This is a genomic window from Streptomyces sp. NPDC048481 (assembly GCF_043200075.1).
Lineage (GTDB): Bacteria > Actinomycetota > Actinomycetes > Streptomycetales > Streptomycetaceae > Streptomyces.
On sequence record NZ_JBICXC010000004.1, the window covers coordinates 158,370 to 179,208 of the forward strand.

General features: G+C 74.2%; 20 protein-coding genes. 13 read left to right on the forward strand and 7 right to left on the reverse strand.

Going from position 1 to position 20,839, the window contains the following annotated elements:
• Window positions 1–55: 55 nt before the first annotated feature.
• On the reverse strand, window positions 56–958 hold the full coding sequence (locus tag ACGFSH_RS14810) for a hypothetical protein (protein ID WP_393348419.1): 903 nt from the start codon (window positions 956–958) through the stop codon (window positions 56–58).
• Between the two features lie 241 nt (window positions 959–1,199).
• On the opposite strand from ACGFSH_RS14810, the gene ACGFSH_RS14815 reads away from it, so the two are divergent.
• Together ACGFSH_RS14815 and ACGFSH_RS14820 are read left to right on the forward strand one after the other, a co-directional pair.
• Window positions 1,200–3,278 carry a SpoIIE family protein phosphatase gene (locus ACGFSH_RS14815; protein ID WP_393348421.1) on the forward strand — a complete coding sequence of 693 codons (2,079 nt, stop codon included), beginning with the start codon at window positions 1,200–1,202 and terminating at the stop codon, window positions 3,276–3,278.
• A gap of 139 nt (window positions 3,279–3,417) precedes the next feature.
• Entirely contained in the window at window positions 3,418–4,206 is a 789-nt protein-coding gene (locus ACGFSH_RS14820; protein WP_393348423.1) for a hypothetical protein, read from the forward strand.
• Here ACGFSH_RS14820 and ACGFSH_RS14825 read toward each other — a convergent pair.
• On the reverse strand, window positions 4,199–5,038 hold the full coding sequence (locus tag ACGFSH_RS14825; RefSeq protein ID WP_393348425.1) for a putative protein N(5)-glutamine methyltransferase: 840 nt from the start codon (window positions 5,036–5,038) through the stop codon (window positions 4,199–4,201). The two genes, ACGFSH_RS14820 and ACGFSH_RS14825, sit on opposite strands and share 8 nt — an antisense overlap.
• A gap of 256 nt (window positions 5,039–5,294) precedes the next feature.
• Here ACGFSH_RS14825 and ACGFSH_RS14830 point away from each other — a divergent pair, with 256 nt between their 5' ends.
• The 7 genes from ACGFSH_RS14830 (at window position 5,295) to ACGFSH_RS14860 (ending at window position 11,359) form a co-directional block, all read left to right on the forward strand.
• The gene (locus ACGFSH_RS14830; RefSeq protein ID WP_393348427.1) at window positions 5,295–5,735 is read left to right on the forward strand and encodes a MarR family winged helix-turn-helix transcriptional regulator; all 441 of its coding nucleotides are present in this window, start codon (window positions 5,295–5,297) and stop codon (window positions 5,733–5,735) included.
• 113 nt (window positions 5,736–5,848) lie between these two features.
• Window positions 5,849–6,454 carry a sulfite oxidase-like oxidoreductase gene (locus tag ACGFSH_RS14835; protein ID WP_393348429.1) on the forward strand — a complete coding sequence of 202 codons (606 nt, stop codon included), beginning with the start codon at window positions 5,849–5,851 and terminating at the stop codon, window positions 6,452–6,454.
• Window positions 6,447–7,244, forward strand: a complete 798-nt coding sequence (locus ACGFSH_RS14840; protein ID WP_393348431.1) for a ferredoxin reductase — start codon at window positions 6,447–6,449, stop codon at window positions 7,242–7,244. Before ACGFSH_RS14835 ends, ACGFSH_RS14840 begins: the two co-directional genes overlap by 8 nt.
• 145 nt (window positions 7,245–7,389) lie before the next feature.
• On the forward strand, window positions 7,390–7,977 hold the full coding sequence (locus ACGFSH_RS14845; protein WP_393348433.1) for a hypothetical protein: 588 nt from the start codon (window positions 7,390–7,392) through the stop codon (window positions 7,975–7,977).
• A gap of 86 nt (window positions 7,978–8,063) precedes the next feature.
• Entirely contained in the window at window positions 8,064–9,032 is a 969-nt protein-coding gene (locus ACGFSH_RS14850; RefSeq protein WP_393348435.1) for an acetylxylan esterase, read from the forward strand.
• Between the two features lie 239 nt (window positions 9,033–9,271).
• On the forward strand, window positions 9,272–10,438 hold the full coding sequence (locus ACGFSH_RS14855) for a serine hydrolase domain-containing protein (protein WP_393348437.1): 1,167 nt from the start codon (window positions 9,272–9,274) through the stop codon (window positions 10,436–10,438).
• Between the two features lie 165 nt (window positions 10,439–10,603).
• The gene (locus ACGFSH_RS14860) at window positions 10,604–11,359 is read left to right on the forward strand and encodes a GntR family transcriptional regulator (RefSeq protein WP_393348439.1); all 756 of its coding nucleotides are present in this window, start codon (window positions 10,604–10,606) and stop codon (window positions 11,357–11,359) included.
• Here the strand turns inward: ACGFSH_RS14860 and ACGFSH_RS14865 are convergent.
• Window positions 11,340–12,131: a class I SAM-dependent methyltransferase gene (locus ACGFSH_RS14865; RefSeq protein WP_393348441.1), complete on the reverse strand. Its 792-nt coding sequence runs from the start codon at window positions 12,129–12,131 to the stop codon at window positions 11,340–11,342. The two genes, ACGFSH_RS14860 and ACGFSH_RS14865, sit on opposite strands and share 20 nt — an antisense overlap.
• A 5-nt stretch (window positions 12,132–12,136) precedes the next feature.
• On the reverse strand, window positions 12,137–12,700 hold the full coding sequence (locus ACGFSH_RS14870) for a PadR family transcriptional regulator (RefSeq protein WP_393348443.1): 564 nt from the start codon (window positions 12,698–12,700) through the stop codon (window positions 12,137–12,139).
• 77 nt (window positions 12,701–12,777) lie between these two features.
• On the opposite strand from ACGFSH_RS14870, the gene ACGFSH_RS14875 reads away from it, so the two are divergent.
• Window positions 12,778–13,185: a nuclear transport factor 2 family protein gene (locus tag ACGFSH_RS14875; protein WP_393348445.1), complete on the forward strand. Its 408-nt coding sequence runs from the start codon at window positions 12,778–12,780 to the stop codon at window positions 13,183–13,185.
• A 66-nt stretch (window positions 13,186–13,251) separates the two neighbouring features.
• Here ACGFSH_RS14875 and ACGFSH_RS14880 read toward each other — a convergent pair whose 3' ends face one another.
• The gene (locus ACGFSH_RS14880) at window positions 13,252–14,145 is read right to left on the reverse strand and encodes a hypothetical protein (RefSeq protein WP_393348447.1); all 894 of its coding nucleotides are present in this window, start codon (window positions 14,143–14,145) and stop codon (window positions 13,252–13,254) included.
• Between the two features lie 401 nt (window positions 14,146–14,546).
• On the opposite strand from ACGFSH_RS14880, the gene rho reads away from it, so the two are divergent.
• The 3 genes from rho (at window position 14,547) to ACGFSH_RS14895 (ending at window position 18,145) form a co-directional block, all read left to right on the forward strand.
• Complete coding sequence (gene rho / locus ACGFSH_RS14885) at window positions 14,547–15,686, forward strand: transcription termination factor Rho (protein ID WP_393348449.1); 1,140 nt, start codon at window positions 14,547–14,549, stop codon at window positions 15,684–15,686.
• 147 nt (window positions 15,687–15,833) lie between these two features.
• Window positions 15,834–17,156, forward strand: a complete 1,323-nt coding sequence (locus ACGFSH_RS14890) for a D-alanyl-D-alanine carboxypeptidase family protein (protein ID WP_393348451.1) — start codon at window positions 15,834–15,836, stop codon at window positions 17,154–17,156.
• Between the two features lie 176 nt (window positions 17,157–17,332).
• A complete protein-coding gene (locus ACGFSH_RS14895; RefSeq protein WP_393348453.1) occupies window positions 17,333–18,145 on the forward strand; it encodes an alpha/beta fold hydrolase in 813 nt (270 codons plus the stop codon).
• Between the two features lies 1 nt (window position 18,146).
• Here the strand turns inward: ACGFSH_RS14895 and ACGFSH_RS14900 are convergent, their stop codons facing one another.
• Together ACGFSH_RS14900 and aspA are read right to left on the reverse strand one after the other, a co-directional pair.
• Window positions 18,147–19,085, reverse strand: coding sequence for a glutaminase (locus ACGFSH_RS14900; protein WP_393348455.1), 939 nt, complete (start codon window positions 19,083–19,085; stop codon window positions 18,147–18,149).
• 108 nt (window positions 19,086–19,193) lie between these two features.
• Window positions 19,194–20,609: an aspartate ammonia-lyase gene (gene aspA, locus ACGFSH_RS14905; protein WP_393348457.1), complete on the reverse strand. Its 1,416-nt coding sequence runs from the start codon at window positions 20,607–20,609 to the stop codon at window positions 19,194–19,196.
• Between the last annotated feature and the right edge of the window lie 230 nt (window positions 20,610–20,839).

Consider the following 20,839-nt stretch of genomic DNA (forward strand, 5'->3'; position numbering starts at 1 on the left):
AGTTTCCCGGCCGGACCAGCGACGGGCCGGCGGCGCGGGGCCGCCGGCCGCCGGCTCAGCCGCGGGTGAGCCGGTATGTCTTGCTGTCGGTCAGCACGCAGAAGCCGGGCGAGACGACGATCACGCGCAGGGTGCCGCTGCGGCGGTCGTAGTCGACGCCCTCCGCTTCGAAGGAGCCCGAGCAGGAGCTGCGCAGGGGCAGCTGGCGCAGGGCCGTGACATGGCCGGTGACGTCGGAGCCGCCGCCGGGCGGCGCGGACAGGTCGATCTGGAGCAGGGGCTTGGTCACGCCGAAGAGAGTGCCCTCCGGGTCGTCCGAGGAGCACAGCAGGGTGGTCGGGCCGCTGAAGTCGCAGCCCTGGACGTCGCGCACGGCGTGGTCGAGGCGGACGGCCGACGCCTGCGGCAGGTCGGCGGAGGGCGAGGTGGCCGGGTTCGCGCCGGGGGTCGGGAAGACGAGGAACCGGGTCATGGTGCCCCACTCGCCCGAGAGCATCCACTGGCTGTCCGGGGTGATCGCCACCCAGGAGTTGTTGAGGGCCTCGCCGGGACGGAGCGCGTGGACGTACTCCGACCAGGCGCCGCCGGGCGCCTGCACGCGGTACATCTTCGCGCCCGCCGAGTCGCTCTGGTAGGGCTCGACGTAGTAGCCGTCGTAGGAGGCGTCCGGGTCGCCGACGTGGTTCCAGCCCCGCAACGAGAGGGACAGCGGGATGGTGCCGATGCCGGTGTAGCGGTTGGGACTGCCCGCCGGAACCTCGACCGAGGCCAGCCCCTGGCTCTCGGTCAGCGGGGCGGCCCGGTCGGAGCCGATCTCTTTCCAGGCGTCCGCGGCCGCGGCCGGCGGGGCCGCGGCCAGGGCGGTGACGGTCGCGACGGCCAGCGCGAGCAGGGAGGCGCGGACGGTGCGGGCGGCGCCGGCCTGGCGGGCGCGGCGGCGGACGGGGCGCAGGGGCATGGGACTCCTCGTGACGGGGGGTGGGGCGCGCTCGGCGCACAGTCTGGCCCGCCATCGTGGTCATGTACAGACCAATCGAATGGACGGGAGCGGGCCCTGAGGGGAACGGCGCGCCGGGCCGTACTGGAGGACCATGGAGACGGATGTCCGGGCCTGGCGGAAATGGGTTGAGCGCGAGAGAACAGGGAGAGACGGCATGGGGGAAGGCGTGCCGCATCGAAGCGCGGAGGCGGTGCGTGGCATGAGCGCAGACGGACCGTCCGCGGCCGGCGAGGCCGGCCCCACGGGGCCGAGCGGGCTGCTGGACGTGCTGAACGTGGCCTCGGTGGTGCTCGACACCGAAGGCCGTATCGCGCTGTGGAGCCCCCAGGCCGAGGAACTGTTCGGCTACACGGCGCGGGAGGCCCTCGGCCGGTACGCGGCCCGGGTCATGGTCCACGAACGCCACGTCGACCTGGTGGTGAAGCTGTTCGCCGACGTCATGGCCACCGGCCGGAGCTGGGCCGGGGCGTTCCCCATCCGGCGCAAGGACGGCTCCACCGTGCTGGTGGAGTTCCGCAACATGCGGCTCACGGACGAACGGGGCGAGGTCTACGCCCTGGGGCTGGCCGCCGACCAGACGACGGTGCGCCGACTGGAACGCGACGTCGCCATGGCCACCCGGATGGTCGCACAGTCACCCAACGGCCTCGCCGTCCTCGACACCGATCTGCGGTTCCTGTCGGTCAACCCGGCGCTGGAGCGCATCAACGGCGTGCGGGCCGCCGATCATCTCGGGCGCACGGTCCGCGAGGTGCTGCCGCTGGTGGACGCCGAGGCCCTGGAGGACGCGGCGCGCCAGGTGCTGCGGACGGGGGAACCGCTCGTCGACCGCTTCTCCGCGGGCCGCACCCCGGCCGACCCGCAGAGGGACCACGCCTGGTCGGTCTCCCTGTACCGCCTGGAGGACGCGCGCGGCACCGTGCTGGGCGTCGCCGTCTCGGTCAGGGACGTCACGGACCGGCACCGGGCGGCCGTCGAGGCGGAGGCCGCGCGCCGCCGGCTGGCGCTCGTCGCGGACGCCTCCGCCCGCATCGGCACCACCCTGGACCTGGAGCGCACCGCCCGCGAACTCGCCGAGGTGGCCGTGCCGGAGCTGGCGGACGTGGCCGCGGTGGATCTGCTCGACGCGGTGGTCGCGGGCCGGCGCACCAGCCTCGGGCCCGCCGAACCCGCCGTCATCCGCGCCCTCGCGGTGCGGGCCGACGACGAGCCGGACGCGCTGCGGGCGGCCGACCAGCCCGGCGAGGTGGCCCGCTACGCACCCGACCGGCTCGTCACCGAGTGCGTGCGCTCGGGCCGGCCGGTCATGCTGGCGCAGGTGGAGGAGGCCGACCTCGCCCGCATCGCCCGCTCCCCGGAGGCGGCAACCCTGCTCGCCCGGGCCAAGGTGCACTCCTACCTGGCGGTGCCGCTCATCGCGCGGGGCGAGGTACTGGGCGCCCTCGACCTGAAGCGGACCCGCAACCCTTCGCCGTTCGGCCACGACGACCTGCTGCTCGCCCGCGAACTGGCGGCCCGCGCGGCCGTGCAGATCGACAACGCCCGCTGGTACCAGAACGCCCGCACCACCGCGCTCACCCTCCAGCGCAGTCTGCTGCCGAGCCATCCGCCCGTCACCGGCGGCCTGGCGGTCGCCTCCCGCTACCAGCCCGCGGGCGCCACCACGGAGGTCGGCGGCGACTGGTTCGACGTCATCCCGCTGCCGGACGGCAAGACGGCGCTCGTCGTCGGCGACGTCATGGGCAGCGGCATCGACGCCGCCGCCACGATGGGCCGGCTGCGCACGGCCACGACCACGCTGGCCTCCCTCGACCTGGACCCGGCGGTGCTGCTGGAACACCTGGACCGCATCACGCAGGGCCTGGACCACTCCATCGCCACCTGTGTGTACGCCGTCCACGACCCGGCGCTGCGCAGGTGCAGGATCGCCAACGCCGGGCATCTGCCGCCGGTGCGGGTGCGGCCCGGCAGCCCGCCGGAGCTGCTGGAGCTGCCGACGGGCGTGCCGCTCGGCGTGGGCGGGGTCGCGTTCTCCACGACCGACGTCGACTTCGCCCCCGACGACCAGCTGGTGCTCTACACGGACGGGCTGGTCGAGACCCGCACCCACTCCCTCGACGAGCGTCTGGCGGCGCTGCTGGCCCTGCTCGACGATCCCGCCCGGCCGCTGGAGGAACTGTGCGACCTTCTGCTGCGGGCGCTGCACCACCCCGACAACCAGGACGACGTCGCGCTGCTGGTGGCACGGGCGCTGCCCCCCGGCGGCCCGGACGGCTGAACGGCCGGGCCGCGGGGAGAGACGGGCGGGCGCACCGCTTCACAGGTTCCCGTTACCGCTTCTTCAACCGGCGCCGCGGACAATCGCAGAGAGGCGTGACAGGAGCGGAGCCGTTCGTCGCCGAGGAGGGTGAGCCGCCATGCAGGAGCCGCACGAACCGCTGGGACCGCAAGGACCGCAAGGACCGTACGGCCCACGGGATCCGCGGCGGCCGACTCCGGAGGCCGAAGCGCTCCGGGAGGTGCGGGGACCGGCCGACGGCGCAGGGCACCGCGCGGACGTCCCGGCGCGGACGCCGCGGCCTCGCCGTTCCGCCCGCGCGCGGGCGCTGATCGCGGCCACGGCCGTCGCCGTCCTGGCGCTGGGCGGCACCGTCGCGTACGCCGCCACGGCGGACGGCTCGGGCGGCGGCTCGCCGTCCGCGACGCCGTCGGCCTCCTCCTCCGAGGGGCCCGGCGGACGGCACGGCCGGGGCGGCCCCTGGTTCGGCCTCGGCGCCGACGCGGCCCACGGCGAGGCGACCGTCAAGGATCCGCGCACCGGTGACTGGGTCGTGCGTGTCTGGCAGCGGGGCGCCGTCGAGAAGGCGGACGACACCCGTCTCACCGTCAAGAGCGCGGACGGCCTCTCGTGGACGTGGACGCTGGGCAAGGACACGCGCGTCCTCGCCGACGGCGCCCCGGGCTCCGGGACCGCAGCGCCGAAGAAGGGCGACACCGTGTTCGTCGTCGGAACCCGTGCCGGTGACACGAACACGGCCGACCGGGTCCTGTCCGGCTCCTTCGGCGAGCACGGACGCGACGACGACCACGGCAACGGCAACGGCAACGACCACGACCGCCGCGACGGCTTCCCCGGGCACGGGCCGTGGGACCGCGGCGGCCACGGCCGCTCCCCCGGCTCCACGGCCGGCGGCGCCGCTACCTGAGCACGGTCCCCAGGATCACCTGGGCGGACCGCTCCTCGTCCCGCGCCACCCGGACCGTCAGACCGCCGCGGGTGAACGCCTCCACGGCGGCCGGGACCTGGTGCTCGCCGGTCTCGACGAGGACGCAGCCGCCGGGGGCGAGCCAGAGCGGCGCCCCGGCGGCGACCCGGCGCAGCACGTCCAGCCCGTCGCCGCCGCCGTCCAGCGCGGTGAGCGGCTCGTGCTCACGCGCCTCGGCCGGCAGCAGGGGCACCTCGTCGCTGGGGACGTACGGCACGTTGGCGGCCAGGATGTCGACGCGGCCGCGCAGCCGCGCGGGCAGCGGCCCGAACAGGTCGCCGGCGTAGGCGTGTCCGCCGTACCCGGCGAGGTTGCGGCGCGCGCAGGCGACCGCCACCGGGTCGATGTCGCAGGCGTGCAGCTCGACCGGCCCGAGAGAGGCGGCCAGGGCGGCGCCGACCGCCCCCGAGCCGCAGCACAGGTCCACCACCACCGACGCGTGCGGCACGGCGGCGAGCGCCTGGTCGACGAGGAACTCGGTGCGGCGGCGGGGCACGAAGACGCCCGGTTCGACGCCGACGCGCAGTCCGTGGAACCCGGCCCAGCCGACGACGTGTTCGAGGGGCAGGCCCTGCGCACGGCGGCGTGCCATGGCGGCGGCCTCGTCCGCGGTGGAGGCGGCGTCGAGGATCAGCTCCGCCTCCTCCTCCGCGAAGACGCACCCGGCGGCGCGCAGGACGGGAACGAGCACGTCACGGGACGACGCGTGCCACGCGGAGGACGGAGGGCGCGCGGAGGACGAGGAAGAGGCGGGAGGGGTGAGGGGAGGCATGGAGCCGAGAGCCTTTCGGGGAGCCGAAGGGCGCTCACGCGATCGCTGGGGCGCGGCGGTCCACGCCGTCACGAGAGGGGAGCACCCGACCTGACACAGCGGTAATGGGTCTCACCTCCCAGGACTCGCACGGCCGGGACCCTCCACGGCCGTCGGCCACCCTACCGCAGCGCCCGTCCCCTGTTCATGACAGCTCCGGCCGCTCCAGTTGTATTATACAACCGAGGGGGTGCGGGGACGTGGGAGGAGAGGACCGGTGGAAGCAGCCGAGGCCGTGGAGACGATCCAGCGGGAGATGACGAGCTTCGCCCGGCGGGCCCGCGCGTCGGCGGGGCGGCTGCATCCCGAGCTGTCGCTGGTGTCGTACACGCTGCTCGGCCACCTGGAGGAGAGCGACGGCTGCCGGGCCACCGACCTGGCCGCGCACTACGCGCTGGACAAGTCCACCGTCAGCCGGCAGGTCGCCGCCCTGGAACGCGCCGGTCTGATCGCCCGGCGCCAGGATCCCGACGACCACCGCGTCCAGGTCCTCCACCTCACCGACGCCGGACAGCGCATCCTCGCGCAGGTCACCGAGAGCCGTCGCACCGCCTTCCACGAGCGCCTGGCCGGGTGGGCGCCGGGGGACCTGGAACGGTTCGCGCGGTACCTCGTGCGCTACAACGCGGGGCCCGGCCACGCCCCGGACGCCGACTGACCCGGGAGTCCGCCCGCCGCCTGGCGACCGACGGGCGGACCCCGTGCGGGACGCCCCTGACTTGCACGTACCGTGGACCGCACGACCATCCGCCGTCCTCACGCTGGAACCCCATGAACGTCACCCGAGGCTTCACCGGACGCCCCCGCGTCGCCGATCCGGGGCTTCCCCCCGGCCAGTACGACGCCGGCGACGACTGGCCCGTGCTCTCCGCCGAGGTCACGCCGGACCTGGCGCCCGCCGACTGGACCTTCCGCGTCGACGGACTGGTCCGGGCCCCCCGCACATGGAACTGGGACGAGGCGCACGCGCTGCCGGAGTCCGTCTACGAGGGCGACATCCACTGCGTCACGAGCTGGTCGAAGTTCGGGGTGCGGTTCGGGGGCGTCAGCCTGGACGCGTTCCTGGACGCCGTGCGGCCCGAGCCGTCCGCCACCCACGTGGTGGCCTACTCGCACACCGGGTACACCACGAACCTGCCGCTGTCCGACCTGACCGGCGGACGGGCCTGGATCGCCTGGGACCACGACGGCCGGCCCCTCCCGGCCGAGCACGGCGGTCCGGCCCGCCTGCTGGTGCCGCACCTGTACTTCTGGAAGAGCGCCAAGTGGATCGCGGGCCTGCGCCTCCTCGACCACGACGAACCGGGATTCTGGGAGCAGAACGGCTACCACGCGCGGGGCAACCCGTGGGAGGAACAGAGGTACTCCGGTGACTGAGACCTCCGCCGCCCCGGCCCCGCCCGCCGCTCCCCCTTCGGGGACGTTCACGCCCGCGACCCGGTTCGCCGTGCCGGGCCGGATCGCCGTGGCCGACGAGGCCGCCTCCGCATGGCAGACGGTGACGCTGACCGAGATCCGCCGGGAGACCCCCTGGGCGTCCACCTTCCGGTTCAGGGCCCCGGCCTGGGCGGGTCATCTGCCCGGCCAGCACCTGATGCTGCGGCTCACCGCCGCCGACGGCTACACCGCGCAGCGGCACTATTCGATCGCGTCCGCGCCCGACGACGAGGGGCACATCGAGCTGACGCTGGACCACGTGGACGGCGGCGAGGTCTCTGGCTGGTTCCACAGCACGGCCGAGCCGGGCGACGAGATCGAGGTGCGCGGCCCGCTCAGCGGCTTCTTCGCCTGGCCCGGCGACCGGCCCGCCCTGTTGATCGGCGCCGGCTCCGGGATCGTCCCGCTGATGTCGATGGTCCGCCACCACCGCGCGCGCGGGCTCGACGTGCCGCTGCGGCTCGTGGTCTCCGCACGCGGCCCCGAGGAACTGATCTACGCGCGCGAACTGGGCGCGGAGACGACACGCGTGTTCACCCGGACCGCGCCCCGCGGCACGCCCGTGGGGCGGCTCGGCGCCGAACACCTGGCGCCGCTGCTCGCCGGGCCACCGGCGGGCGGCTGGGAGGCGTACGTGTGCGGCTCGAACGGGTTCGCCGAGCACGCGTCGCGGCTGCTGGTCGCGGCCGGGCAGCCGGTCGACCGCATCAGGATCGAACGCTTCGGCTGACACGGGCCGGGGCAGGGGGCCGGGCCGCGCGGGCCGCCGCCGCGGCTGCCGAGGGGCCGTCGCGAACGATGCGTGAAACGATGTACTCCGGACGGGGTACCTCCCTGCGGTGGGCACTCGTACGCGTGACGGCGAGGAGGTCGACATGCGAAGCGGGGTGCGCGGCTGGCGTCGGCGGGACAATCCGCTGCGGCGCCGGTCGGATGTCGTCGAGGCGTGGACGGCCTTGGTCGTCGCCGCGCTGCTGCTGGTGGTCGCGCCCCTGGCGGGGGCGCTCGCGGGCCGTTGGGCCCATGACGACGCCCAGGCGGCCGCGCTCCGCCAGCGGGCGGACCGGCACCGGGTGAGCGCGCAGGTGGTCGGCCGCCCGCCCGAGACCGTGCCCTCCGTCGAGGGCGGCAGACAGCAGAGGGTCTCGGTGAGCGTGCGGTGGGCGCCGCCGGGCGGCCACGCGCGCACGGCGACGGCCCGGGTGCCGGCGGGCACGCACCGGGGAGACGTGGTGGACGTCTGGTTCGACGGCCACGGCCGCAGCGTCGCGCCGCCGCCGAACGACACGATGGTGTGGCAGCACACCCTCACCCTGGGCGTCTGCGTGGCCGGCGGCTCGGCCGCCACGGTCCTGCTCGGGCACGCCGCCGTCCGCCGTGTGGCGATGCGGCACCGGCTGGCCGAGTGGGAGCGCGAATGGGCGCTCACCGAGCCGCAGTGGACCCGGCGCAGGCCCGCCTGAAGCGTCCACGGCACCCTGGCGACGCCTCCCGCGCCCCACGTACGGTGTGATCATTCGTATGGGCAAGTGACAAAAGGTGGTCCTCGATGGCCCTGTTCGACCTGTCCCGCGACGAGTTGCGCGAGTACCGCAGCGACTCCGTCGCTCCGGAGGATTTCGACGCGTTCTGGTCCAAGACGCTCCAGGAGGCGCGCGAACACGACCTGGACGCCCGCTTCGAGCCGGTCGAGACGGGTCTGACGACGGTGCGGGTGTACGACGTGACGTTCGCCGGGTTCGGCGGTCACCCGGTGAAGGGCTGGCTGACCCTGCCCGCCGGGGCCGAAGGGCCGCTCCCCCTGGTCGTGGAGTTCGTCGGGTACGGCGGCGGACGGGGGCTGCCGCACGAGCACCTGCTGTGGGCGTCGACGGGCCGTGCGCACTTCATCATGGACACCCGCGGTCAGGGCAGCGCGTGGGGCGGCGGGGGCGGCACCGCGGACCCGGTGGGCGGCGCGCCCTCGTACCCCGGATTCATGACCCGGGGCATCGACGCCCCCGAGAACTACTACTACCGGCGGGTGTTCACGGACGGCGTCCGCGCGGTCGAGGCGGCCCGTTCGCATCCGCTGACCGACGCCTCGCGCACCGCGGCCGTCGGCGGGAGCCAGGGCGGCGGCATCACGATCGCCGTGGGCGGCCTGGTGCCCGACCTGGCGGCGATCGCGCCGGACGTGCCGTTCCTGTGCGACTTCCCCCGCGCGGCGACACTGACGGACCGTCACCCGTACCGGGAGATAGGCCTGTTCCTCAAGACGCACCGCGGCCGCACCGAGGACGTACTGCGCACCCTCTCCTACTTCGACGGCGTCCACTTCGCCTCGCGCGGTTCGGCCCCGGCCCTGTTCTCGGCCGCGCTGGAGGACCAGACCTGCCCGCCTTCGACGGTGTTCGCCGCCTTCAACGCATGGGCGCACGCGGACAAGCAGATCGAGGTGTACGAGTTCAACGACCATGAAGGCGGCGGCCCTTACCAGGAGGCGGCCAAGCTGGGCTGGCTGCGCTCGTACATCTGAGCCGGCACCCGGCGCCAGGCGCCGACGCCCGCAGCCCGACACCCGCCGACGCGCGCCACCGCGGAAACGGCGCGCCGCCGGTCCGGGCGGTCCCGGGCCGTGCCGCCCCGGACGCCCCGGGGCGGTACCGCGGGGGCGATCCGGGCCCACGGCCTTCCCTCCAGTCCGACCAGTCGGTACGTTCAAGGGCCGGGCCGCATTCTCGCGGCCCGTGCGTTCCGGCGGACCACGGAGGGCCCATGTCCGAGCACGTTCCCCAGGTTCACGGCCACTGCGACCCGCGGTTCGCCGCGGTGCGCGCCGCCTTCGAGGAGAACTTCCGCGCCCGGGGCGAGCTGGGCGCGGCGGTGAGCGTGACGGTCGACGGCGTGACGGTGGCCGACCTGTGGGGCGGCTGGGCCGACCCGGCGCGCACGCGCGCGTGGGAACGGGACACGCTGGTCAACGTGTGGTCCACGTCGAAGGGGCCGACGGCACTGTGCGCGCACGTCCTCGCCGACCGGGGGCTGCTGGACCTCGACGCCCCGGTGGCCGCGTACTGGCCGGAGTTCGCCGCCGCGGGCAAGGAGGGGGTGCTGGTACGGCATCTGCTCTCGCACCGGGCCGGACTGGCCGGGCTGCGCGAGCCGCACTCGCTGGAGCAGCTCTACGACTGGGAGCTGACCACCGCGCGCCTGGCGGCCACCGAGCCCTGGTGGGAGCCGGGCACCCGGTCCGGCTACCACGCCCTCACCTTCGGGTTCCTGGTCGGGGAGGTCGTCCGGCGCGTGTCGGGACTGCTGCCGGGGGCCTTCCTGGAGCGGGAGGTGACCGGTCCGCTGGGCGTCGACTTCACCATCGGGCTCGCGGAGAAGGAAGCCGGGAGGGCGGCGGAGCTGGTGCATCCGCCGGCCGCGCCGTCGAGCGGACAGGCGGCGGCCTTCGGCAGGCTGGCGCCCGCGGCCGTCGCCGCGCTGACCAACCCCCTGGCGGGCGCGGCCGAGGCCAACTCGCCCGGGTGGCGGGCCGCGGAGATCCCGGCCGCCAACGGGCACGGCACGGCGCGGGCCGTGGCCGCGCTCTACGGCGTCCTCGCCGGCCGGGGCGCGTACGGCGGGCATCGCGTCCTGTCCGCCGGGGCGGCCGAGCGGGTGCGCGAGGGACAGGGCGCCTGCCGGGACCTGGTCCTGGGAGCCGGGTTCGACCACGAGACGGAGATCGGCCTGGGACTGTGGCTCAGCGGACCCAACGGCTCGTACGGCCCCAACCCGCGCGCTTTCGGTCATGACGGGTTCGGCGGCTCCTGCGGTCTCGCCGACCCGGAGGCCGGCGTGTCGCTGGGGTACGTGATGAACCGGATGGGGCCGCACATCGCCGACGACCCGCGCAAGACGGCGCTCGTCGACGCCGTCTACCGCTCGCTGTGAGGACGGGCGCGACGCGCCGGCGACGGGGCGGGACGGGCGTGCGGGGCGAACCGGTTTCGGCCGATCCGGCGATCCGCCCTTCCCTGGTGGTTTAGACCAATGCTAGATCTGGTGGCGCACCGAGTCCGCACGAACACGGCACGTCACCCACAGGAGGCGCGCGGCATGGCCCGCAGCACCATCCCCACCACCGACCACGTCCACCCGAGCCCCGAGGGCCGGCCGCTGTACTGGCGGATCTCTCAGCGGCTGCTCGGCGAGCTGCGTGACGGCACCCTCGCTCCCGGCGAACGGCTGCCCAGCGAACGGCAGTTGGCGAAGCACTACGGCGTCAGCCGGGAGACCGTACGGCAGGCCCTGGAGGTCCTGCGCCGCGACGGGCTGGTCGAGACCGACCGGCGGGGCAGCTACGCGGCCCTGCCGGACAGGCCGCTCGGCACGCCGTCGTTCCTCGCCTTCCCCGTGGGCGCGCGGCCCGCCGACGATCCGTCGGCGGTGGCCCGTGCGGCCGTGAGCTGGGAGGCGCCCCCGCCCGGCCACGCCGAGGCGCTGGGGCTGGCCCCGCACCGGCCGACGCTCGTGCACCGCTACGAGTCCGCCCGCGCCGACGGCCGCGGGCGGCGCACGGCCGTCACGTCGTTCTCGGCGGTGGCGCTGAGCGAGGTGGAGGAGCTGGCCCGCTACCGCGACCGCGCCGACGGCGACGCCGCTCCCGAGCTGCGACGGGCCTACGACTGGATGCGCCGGGCCGGCCTGACCCTGCACCACCGCGACCTCATCACCCCGCTCGACGACGCCCCCTCGATGCGGGTGACCCGGCAGGTGCACGACCAGTACGCGCGCCCCCTGGAGATCACCGACCTGGTGGTGGACGCCCGGCGCGAGGCGCTGGTCTACGCGTTCACCCTCCCGGCGGCCTGACGCCCCCGGCCCGGGCCTCCGCCACTGCGCTCAGGCCGGCGTCGGCGCCGGATGCCCGCACCGCCTCGACGAGGCGCGCCCGCGGGCTTCCGTCGCGTCTCGCGCCGAACTCGGGCAGGGCGCGCAGGGACACGGAGAACCCCGCGCCCTCCAGCGCGCGCCGCACGTCGCCGAGCCGGAAGGCCCGGTAATACATCACGAAAGGGGGCCGCCACAGGGCATTGCGCACGCGCATCGCCGCGTCGAAGCCGAGGAGCATCCAGTGGGCCGGGGAGGACGGCCGCGGCGGTGCGAGGACGGGGAACGCGAAACGGCCCCCGGGCCGCAGCGCACCGTGCACGCCGGCGAACAGCCCCGGCAGTTCACGGGGCAGGAAGTGCCCGAGGGCCCCGAAGCTGACGACGAGGTCGAAGGCGGCCGTGAACGGCAGGGCGCGGGCGTCGGCCCGCACCCAGGACACGCGCGGGCCCGGCGCGGGGGTCCGCGCGCGGGCCACGTCGAGCATGCCGGCGCTGAAGTCGACCCCGGTCACACCGGTGCGGCACACCGCGGCGAGGACGTCCACCCCGGCGCCCGTGCCGCAGCACAGGTCGAGGCCGTCCTCGTAGGGGCCGGAGCCCTTGAGGGCCGAGGCGACCGCTTCGAGCACGGAGTCGGGGGTGCGGAAGGGCGTGTGGTCGAACTTCGGCGCCAGGAGGTCGTAGCCGTGCTCGACGGACGACAGGGCCTGGACGGCCAGTTCGCGCAGGGTGGGGCCCTCGGGGCTGAACATCGGCGTCAGCCTACGGCGGCGCGCCGTCGCAGGAGCGCCAGGGCCTGCTCGCACCAGCGCAGGTTGCTCTCCTCGAAGGTGATGCCGCCCATCAGGGTCAGATAGGGTCCGATCCGGTCCGCCCCGGCCAGGTACTCGTCCTCGCCGCGTCCGTCGAGCATGCGCTCGCGCAGCCGCTCGCAGCGGTCGAGCTTGCCGCGCGACCAGGCCATCCGCTCCTCGATCAGCGCGCGCGTGACCTCGGGGTCCCCGGCGTCCATGGCCTGGATCTTGACGAGGAGTTCGTCCCGTACGGCGGTGGGCCTGCGCGGTGGAGTGACGGCGAAGGAGCTGAGATCCTCCCGGCCGGCCGCGGTGAGGGTGAACATCCGCTTGTTCGGACGGCGTTCCTGCTGCACCACCCTGGCCTCGATCAGGCCGTCCTGAGCCAGGCGCTCCAGTTCGCGGTAGAGCTGCTGCGGGGTGGCGGGCCAGAAGTTGGCGAGGGAGACGTCGAACACCTTGGACAGCTCGTAGCCCGAGGCCTCGCCCTCCAGCAGGGCGGCCAGCACGGCGTACTTCAGGGACATGTGGACACGGTAGCAGCGGATGATTATTGTCATCCGCACCTACTCAACAAATTTACTGTCTGCGATGGGGTGATCCGATGCGCGCGTTCCGTGAGGCGGTCGAGGCCGGCGATCTCGACGCCGTCGAGGCGCTGCTGGCCGACGACGTGGTGTTCACCAGTCCGGTCGTGTTCAAGCCCTACCCGGGCAAGGCGATCACCGCCTCGATCCTGCGCGCGGTGTCGCAGGTGTTCGAGGACTTCCGCTACGAGCGGGAGCTCGACGGGAACGGCGGCCGCGACCACGCGCTGGTGTTCAGCGCCCGGGTGGGCGAGCGGCGGCTGACGGGGTGCGACTTCATCCACCTCGACGACGACGGGCTCATCGACGAACTGACCGTCATGGTGCGTCCCCTGTCGGGTGCGCAGGCGCTCGCGGCGGCGATGGGCGCGCGCTTCGACGACATCGTCCGGGAGGCGGAGGCCCGGTCGGCCTCCGCCTCCTGAGATCCGGCGCCCCCGAAGGGCCTCGCTCCCGGGCCTCGCCCGCGCGCGACGCGTGCCCGCCGGGCGTCAGCCGCGCAGTTCGCGCAGGGTCGCCCGGGTGTCGTTCTTCAGGTAGCCGGAGACCTCGGCGAGCGTCGGCGGATCGGTATCGGTGTCGTACGAGGTGTAGTAGGCGCTGTAGCTCATCGTGTACGTGACCCAGCCGTCCCGGACGGCGAGCGTCGCGTACACCGAGCCGCTCTTCGACCCGGAGGTGGTGTCCTCGCTGACGAGGTAGGCCTCGTCGCCGATGCCGGTGACGCTCTCCACGTCGTAACCCTTGTGGCTGTCGCCGTAGTTCTTCCACGCGGCGGTGAACTCGGGCCCGGGATCGGTCTTCTTGTGCAGGTCGAGCTGGGTGTACAGGTAGGCGTCCGAGTAGCTCGAACCGGACTTCTTCAGGCTGATGTTGCACAGGCCCTCGTCGAGAGCCTCGTCCTTGATGCCGTTGTGGGTCGGGGCGCTGTCCTCGGCCGTGTACTCCCCCTTGAAGGACGAGTAGTCGGTGGACGTGCACAGGTTCACCGGCGCGGTGTAGCCGCGCAGGTCCGCGTCGGCCCCGGACCCGGCCAGGAAGACTCCCGCCGCCCACGCGGCCGACGCCGCCAGCGCCCCGACCACGGCCCACAGGACCGCCCGTCCGGCGCCGCCGCCGCTCCCCGCGGGCGGCGGGCCGACGACGGGATACGGGCCCGGCTGGGCGTAGGGGTTGCCCGGCTGCGGCTGGACGGGATGGCCGACCAGCGTGGGCTGCGCGTAGATGCTCTGCGGACCGGTCTGGGTCGCCGGCGCCGCCGGCGGGAAGCCCATCGGCCCGCCGGCGGCCGGCGACTGAGGATGCGGATAGGGATACGCGCTCGGCTGGGCCGGCGCCCCGGACGGCTGCTCCGGCTGCTGCGGAGACTGAGGCGGCGTGGACATGACGTGAAGATAAGGCAGATATGGCGGTCAAGTCCGCCGCCGTCACAGATCGTTACTCTCTGCGGACATCTGCGGTAAACCTCGAAGAGGCCGGATTCCTCACCCCGCCTCTCCCGCCCTCTCCCGCCTCTTCCCCGCCCCGGCCAACGCCTGTGCTACAGTGCGATTGGCACGTGTGTACGCCCCGCCGGGCGCCAGTGCCGTTCTCTCTCGAACCGCCGTCCACCACCCGCCGTCTCCGGCCGGTGCAGCGGCTTTCCCGCACCACCGTCCACGGCTCTGCTACGCCGTGCCGCGGTGCCGTTCCCGCCGCCCGAGGCGCGCTTGGCGCCCTCCCCTCGCGGCCGCTTCCCCCTCTTCGCATGCCTCATGCCTTCCGTCCGTGAAAGGACCGCGCGACCATGACCACCACTCTCGAACACCCCCCGCTCCAGCAGTCCCCGGCCCGGACCGCCCTCGGCGTCCTCGACGTGGACGGGAGCGGCAAGGGACGGCTGCGCGCCGCCGACTGCCTGCCCACACCGAACGACCTCCAGGTCCCGGCCGCGCTGATCCGCCGTCACGGCCTGCGCAAGGGCGACCTCGTCGAAGGGGTGCGCGGCGCACAGCGCACCCTGACCGAGGTCACCCGCGTCGACGGCCGCACCCCCGACGGCCTGCACGGCCGCCGCCACTTCCGCGACCTGACCCCCCTTCACCCCCACGAGCGCCTCCGGCTCGAACACCGCGCGTCGGGTCTCGCCGGACGGGTCGTGGACCTCCTCACGCCCGTCGGCAAGGGACAGCGCGGGCTGATCGTCGCGCCGCCCAGGACGGGCAAGACCGTGCTGATCCAGCAGATCGCGGCGGCCGTGGCCGGCAACCACCCCGAGGCCCGGCTGATGGTCGTCCTGCTCGACGAGCGGCCCGAGGAGGTCACCGACATGCGGCGCTCCGTGCGCGGCGAGGTGTACGCCTCGACGTTCGACCGGGCGCCGGCCCACCACATCGCCCTGGCCGAACTCGTCGTCGAACGGGCCAAGCGGCTCGTCGAGGCGGGCGAGGACGTCGTGATCCTCCTCGACTCCCTGACCCGGCTTTGCCGGGCCCACAACAACACGGCGGCCGCGGGCGGCCGCACCCTCAGCGGCGGCGTCGACGCGACCGCGCTGATCGGCCCCAAGCGGTTCTTCGGCGCGGCGCGCGCCGCCGAGGAGGGCGGTTCGCTCACGATCCTCGCCACCGCCCTGGTCGAAACGGGCTCCCGCGCCGACGACTTCTACTTCGAGGAGCTGAAGAGCACCGGCAACATGGAGCTGCGCCTCGACCGCGAACCCGCCTCCCGCCGCGTCTTCCCGGCCGTCGACGTCAACGGCTCCGGCACCCGCCGGGAGGAACTCCTCCACTCACCGGCCGAGTCGGCCGCCGTGCGCGGCCTGCGCCGGGCCCTCCAGACGCGGGACGGCCAGGCGAACCTGGAGACCCTCCTGGAGCGGATGCGCGAGACCCCCGACAACGCGGCCTTCCTGCGTCGCATCCAGCCCACGCTGCCCGCCGCCTAGCCACCCACCGGCCGGCAGGTGCCGGCGGGGCAGCGGTGTGCGGCCGGAGGGCGGCGGTTCGCGGGGCGTGCGGCATCCGGGTGCTCGCGCGGGCCCGTCCGGCACGGGCAGCGCGGGGAAGCCGTCCCGGGTTCCTACGTTGATCATATGACGATCGGATTCTCTTCTCGGGCCGCATCGACGGCCTGCGCGTTCTGCGTGGCCGGCGTCCTCGCCCTCGGGTCCTCGGCGGCCGCCGCCCCGACCGCCGCGGACCCGGCGCAGCCCGGCGCGCCGGGCGAAGCCGGCTCACCGGGCGCGGCGATCCCTCGGCCGGCGCTGCTGTACCGCTCCGGCACCCAGGTCAGGCCGCGCCGCGGCGCGCCCGAGGTCCCGGACGTCTCCGCCCTGTCGTGGCTGGTGTCCGACGCGGAGAGCGGCGAGGTGCTCGCCGCGTCGAACGCACACCGGGCGCTGCCCCCCGCCAGCACGCTGAAAACCCTGTTCGCCCTGACGGTGCTGCCGGTGCTGCCCGGTGAGCTCCAGCACCGGGTGAGCCCGGAGGAACTGACGGGCATCGGGCCCGGCAGCAGCCTCGTCGGCGTCGCCGAGGGCCACACCTACCGGATCTCGGACCTGTGGCGAGGCGTGTTCCTCAACTCCGGCAACGACGCCGTGCACGTACTGGCGCACCTCAGCGGCGGCTGGGACGCCACCGCCGGCCGGATGCAGGCCAAGGCACGGTCCCTGGGCGCGCTGGACACCCATGTGCGCTCCCCCGACGGCTACGACACCCCCGGCCAGGTGTCGTCCGCCTACGACCTGACGGTGTTCGGACGGGAGGGACTGCGCAACCCGGACTTCGCGCGCTACTGCGCCACCGCCGAGGCGCAGTTCCCGGGGGACGGAGACGGGTCCTACGGCATCGCCAACACCAACCGGCTGCTCACCGGGGCGGACGGCGTCGAAGCGTATCCGGGGCTGATCGGCATCAAGAACGGCTACACCAGCAATGCCGGCAACACCCTGGTCGCCGCGGCCCGCCGGGGCGGACGCACCCTCGTCGTGACGGTGATGAACCCTCAGGCGGGCGGCGGCTTCACGGTCTACGAGGAGGCGCGCAAGCTGCTGGACTGGGGTTTCGCGGCAGCCGGCCACGTCGATCCGGTGGGTTCGCTCGACGCTCTGCGGGCGCGCCCGGGACCTCACCCCCGGTCCGGACCCGCGGCGGCGTCCACGCCGCCGCCGGCGCCCGGGCACGGGCCCTCCATGCGCTCGACGGCCTCCCCCGCGCCGTCGGACCGCTCCGTCCCGCCGACGCGCTCCGCCCCGGCCGCCGCCTCCGCGAGCGCGGCCACGCTCCGGGCCGACGTCGGCGGGGACGGCGGCGGCTGGTCCGAGGCGGGGCTCGTCGTGGGGGCAGCCGCGCTCGGCGGGGCCGCCATGGCCCTGGTGCTGCGGCTCGCGAGCCGCGGTAACAGCGGGAGATGACCGGCGGGCCGGTCGGCCCACCGAGCGGCGGACCGAGCCGCGGGCGCCCGCTCCGGTGGGCCGAACGCGAGCCGAGGGGCCCGGTGTCGCCCGGCTCGCCGGAGCCGGCGGGGTCGCCGCGATGAGTTCCGTCCGCCCGGACGGTCTCTCCTGTGACGCCCCCCTACCGAACGGACGTGGTGAACGTGCCGAGCAGCTCCGACTACGCCAAGGTCAACGGCCTGGAGATGTACTACGAGAGCCACGGTGGCGAGGAAGCGGCCGGGCGTCCCCTGGTGCTCCTGCACGGCGGCGTGCTCACCGTCGGGCTGTCCTTCGCGGGCGTGCTGCCCGCCCTGGCCGCCGGCCGGCGGGTCGTGGCGCCCGAACTCCAGGGGCACGGCCACACCGCCGACGTCGACCGTGCCATGACACCGGCGAACCTGGCCTCCGACGTGGTGGCGCTGCTCGACGAACTGGACATCGAACAGGCGGACCTGCTCGGATTCAGCCTGGGCGGCCTGACCGCGCTGCACCTCGCGCTCGCACGCCCCGAACGCGTCGGACGGCTCGTGCTCGCCGCGACCCCGTACTCCCAGGACGGCTACCACGACGAGGTCGTCGCCCCCGGCCACGGCTCGCCGCGGCTGCCGGGCCAGGCCGACTTCCAGGAGATGACCGACGCCTACACCGCCGTCGCACCGCATCCCGAGCGCTTCCAGGACCTCGTCGCCAAGTGCACCGCCGCGGCCCACGCCCCGCTCCCCTGGACGGCCGACGACCTGCGCGGACTGTGCGCGCCCACCCTCCTCGTCATCGGCGACACCGACTTCGTGCGCATCGAGCACGCGGCCGAGATGCAGCGCCTCATCCCGCGCGCGCAACTGGCCGTGCTGCCGGCGACCACGCACATGGCCCTGATGCGGCGCACGACGGTGCTGCTCCCGCTGCTGACCGGGTTCCTGGGCAGCGGGGAGGGATCCGACGAGGACCGGCCCGGCCGGGCCTGACTCAGAACACCGACAGGCCGGTGAGCGTGGTGAACCGGTCCAGGGCGGCCACCCCCGCCACCGAGTTGCCGCGTTCGTCCAGACCCGGGCTCCACACGCACAGCGTGCAGTGGCCGGGCACCACGGCGATGACGCCGCCGCCGACGCCGCTCTTGCCGGGCAGGCCGACCCGGTAGGCGAAGTCGCCGGCCGCGTCGTAGGTGCCGCACGTCAGCATCACCGCGTTGACCTGCTTGGCCTGGCTGCGGGTGAGGAGCCGGCTGCCGTCCGCGCGGATGCCGTGGCGGGCGAGGAACCCGGTCGCCAGGGCGAGATCGGCGCAGGAGGCGGTCAGCGAGCACTGGCGGAAGTACTGGTCGAGAAGGACCGGCACACGGTTGTCGACGTTGCCGTAGGACGCCATGAAATGGGCGAGGGCGGCGTTGCGGTCGCCGTGCGCGGCCTCGGAGGCGGCGACGTCCTCGTCGAAGTCGAGCGCGGGGTTGCCGCTCTCGGCGCGCAGGAAGCCGAGCAGTTCCCCCGCCGCGTCCCCGGTGCGGGTGAGGAGCCGGTCGGTGACGACCAGCGCGCCCGCGTTGATGAAGGGGTTGCGCGGGATGCCCTGCTCGTACTCCAGCTGCACCAGGGAGTTGAAGGGGTTGCCCGAGGGCTCGCGGCCCACGTGCTCCCAGAGCTCGTCGCCCTCGCGGGCCAGGTCGAGGGCGAGGGTGAAGACCTTGGTGATCGACTGCGTGGAGAAGGGCTCCCGCCAGTCCCCCACCCCGTACACCGTGCCGTCCAGTTCGGCGACGGCCATGCCGAAACTGCGCGGGTCGCGGGCCGCGAGGGCGGGGATGTAGTCGGCGGGCCGGCCGCGCCCCGGGGTGCGCTCCATCTCCTCGGCGATGCGTTCCAGGACCGGCTGGAAGACGGGGGACGACGTCGGTGTCATGATCGCCATTCTGCCTCCGTGCCGGTCCTGACGCGTCCGCCGCCGGCCGGCGGCCTTCGAGCAGGGCCGAAGGGGATGTCGAAGGGGGGTGGAGAGCGCGCCCGAGGGGCGCCGGGGTCAGGCCAGAGGTGAGCCGCTGCCTGCGAGGATTTCCGGGCGAAGCAGGGCGGCCAGGCGGTCGGCGGGGAGGAGACCCTTGTCGAGGACGAGTTCGGCGACGCCGCGGCCGGTGGCGAGCGCCTCCTTGGCGATGTCGGTGGCCGCGGTGTAGCCGATGTGCGGGTTGAGGGCGGTGACCAGGCCGATGGAGTTCTCCACGCTCGCCCGCAGTGCCTCGGTGTTGGCGGTGATGCCGTCGACGCAGCGCTCGGCGAGCGTGAGGCAGGCGGCGCGCAGATGGGTGATGGACTCCGACAGGGAGTGCAGGATGATCGGCTCGAAGGCGTTCAGCTGGAGCTGTCCGGCCTCGGCCGCCATGGTGATGGTGACGTCGTTGCCGATCACCTCGAAGGCGACCTGGTTGACGACCTCGGGGATCACCGGGTTGACCTTGCCGGGCATGATGGACGAACCGGCCTGGACCGGCGGCAGGTTGATCTCGCCCAGTCCCGCCCGCGGCCCCGACGACAGCAGCCGCAGGTCGTTGCAGCTCTTCGACAGCTTGACCGCGACCCGCTTGAGCACGCCGGACATCTGGACGAACGCGCCGCAGTCCTGGGTGGCCTCGACCAGGTTGGCGGCCGTGACCAGCGGCAGACCCGTGATCGCGGCGAGATGGCGGCGGGCGGACTCGGCGTATCCGGCGGGGGCGTTGAGGCCGGTGCCGATGGCCGTGGCGCCCAGGTTGATCTCATGGATCAACTGGACGGCCTCGTCAAGTCGGTTGCGGTCCTCGTCAATCATGACGGCATAGGCCGAGAACTCTTGACCGAGCGTCATGGGCACCGCGTCCTGCAACTGTGTACGGCCCATCTTGAGCACGTGGCGGAACTCGACGGCCTTGCGGGCGAAAGAGTCCTGCAACACGGCCATCGCCTTGAGCAGCCCGCGCACCGCGAAGACCGTCGCGATCTTGACGGCGGTCGGGTAGACGTCATTGGTGGACTGGCCGAGGTTGACGTCCTCGTTCGGGTGCAGACGACCGTAGTGGCCCTTGCCGTGCCCGAGCAGCTCCAGTGCCCGGTTGGCGATCACCTCGTTTGCGTTCATGTTGGTCGACGTGCCCGCGCCGCCCTGGACGACGTCGACGACGAACTGCTCGTGCAGCTTCCCGGCCCGGATCTCCCGGCACGCGGCCACGATCGCGGCGGCCTTCTCGGGGGCCAGCAGGCCGAGTTCCTCGTTGGCCAGGGCCGCGGCCTCCTTGACCGCGGCGAGCGCGTCGACGAGGTGCGGGTAGGCCGAGATCGGCATCCCGGTGATCGGGAAGTTCTCCGTGGCACGCAGGGTGTGGACACCCCAGTACGCGTCGGCGGGAACGTCCCGGTCGCCGAGGAGGTCGTGTTCGCTGCGGGTGGCGGCGGAGGCGGTCATGAGGGTGCGGCCTCTTTCTGAGGGCGGGGTGGCGAGGTGAAGGACCGTGCGGGGCGAGGAAGAGTGCGGGTGAGGGAGGGTGCGAGGGGCGGCCGGCTCGGGCGGTACGGGATGGCGTCCGCCCGAGCCGGTCGGGCGCCGGCCCGGTGGTGACCGGAACGGCGGTCCGGGGGCCGGGCGCACGGCCCGGCCGGGGTGGGTGCCGGGCCGCGCGGGCCGGGTCCGCCGGT

What these genes read in the sequence shown, in the direction of transcription:
- ACGFSH_RS14835 (WP_393348429.1), top strand. Translation starts at nt 5,849, where the DNA reads ATGAACGTCACCCGAGGCTTCACCGGACGCCCCCGCGTCGCCGATCCG.
- ACGFSH_RS14825 (WP_393348425.1), bottom strand. Translation starts at nt 5,038, where the DNA reads ATGCCTCCCCTCACCCCTCCCGCCTCTTCCTCGTCCTCCGCGCGCCCT.
- ACGFSH_RS14865 (WP_393348441.1), bottom strand. Translation starts at nt 12,131, where the DNA reads ATGTTCAGCCCCGAGGGCCCCACCCTGCGCGAACTGGCCGTCCAGGCC.
- ACGFSH_RS14855 (WP_393348437.1), top strand. Translation starts at nt 9,272, where the DNA reads ATGTCCGAGCACGTTCCCCAGGTTCACGGCCACTGCGACCCGCGGTTC.
- aspA (WP_393348457.1), bottom strand. Translation starts at nt 20,609, where the DNA reads ATGACCGCCTCCGCCGCCACCCGCAGCGAACACGACCTCCTCGGCGAC.
- ACGFSH_RS14815 (WP_393348421.1), top strand. Translation starts at nt 1,200, where the DNA reads ATGAGCGCAGACGGACCGTCCGCGGCCGGCGAGGCCGGCCCCACGGGG.
- ACGFSH_RS14845 (WP_393348433.1), top strand. Translation starts at nt 7,390, where the DNA reads ATGCGAAGCGGGGTGCGCGGCTGGCGTCGGCGGGACAATCCGCTGCGG.
- ACGFSH_RS14900 (WP_393348455.1), bottom strand. Translation starts at nt 19,085, where the DNA reads ATGGCGATCATGACACCGACGTCGTCCCCCGTCTTCCAGCCGGTCCTG.
- ACGFSH_RS14810 (WP_393348419.1), bottom strand. Translation starts at nt 958, where the DNA reads ATGCCCCTGCGCCCCGTCCGCCGCCGCGCCCGCCAGGCCGGCGCCGCC.
- ACGFSH_RS14820 (WP_393348423.1), top strand. Translation starts at nt 3,418, where the DNA reads ATGCAGGAGCCGCACGAACCGCTGGGACCGCAAGGACCGCAAGGACCG.
- ACGFSH_RS14860 (WP_393348439.1), top strand. Translation starts at nt 10,604, where the DNA reads ATGGCCCGCAGCACCATCCCCACCACCGACCACGTCCACCCGAGCCCC.
- rho (WP_393348449.1), top strand. Translation starts at nt 14,547, where the DNA reads ATGACCACCACTCTCGAACACCCCCCGCTCCAGCAGTCCCCGGCCCGG.
- ACGFSH_RS14870 (WP_393348443.1), bottom strand. Translation starts at nt 12,700, where the DNA reads ATGTCCCTGAAGTACGCCGTGCTGGCCGCCCTGCTGGAGGGCGAGGCC.
- ACGFSH_RS14880 (WP_393348447.1), bottom strand. Translation starts at nt 14,145, where the DNA reads ATGTCCACGCCGCCTCAGTCTCCGCAGCAGCCGGAGCAGCCGTCCGGG.
- ACGFSH_RS14850 (WP_393348435.1), top strand. Translation starts at nt 8,064, where the DNA reads ATGGCCCTGTTCGACCTGTCCCGCGACGAGTTGCGCGAGTACCGCAGC.
- ACGFSH_RS14875 (WP_393348445.1), top strand. Translation starts at nt 12,778, where the DNA reads ATGCGCGCGTTCCGTGAGGCGGTCGAGGCCGGCGATCTCGACGCCGTC.
- ACGFSH_RS14890 (WP_393348451.1), top strand. Translation starts at nt 15,834, where the DNA reads ATGACGATCGGATTCTCTTCTCGGGCCGCATCGACGGCCTGCGCGTTC.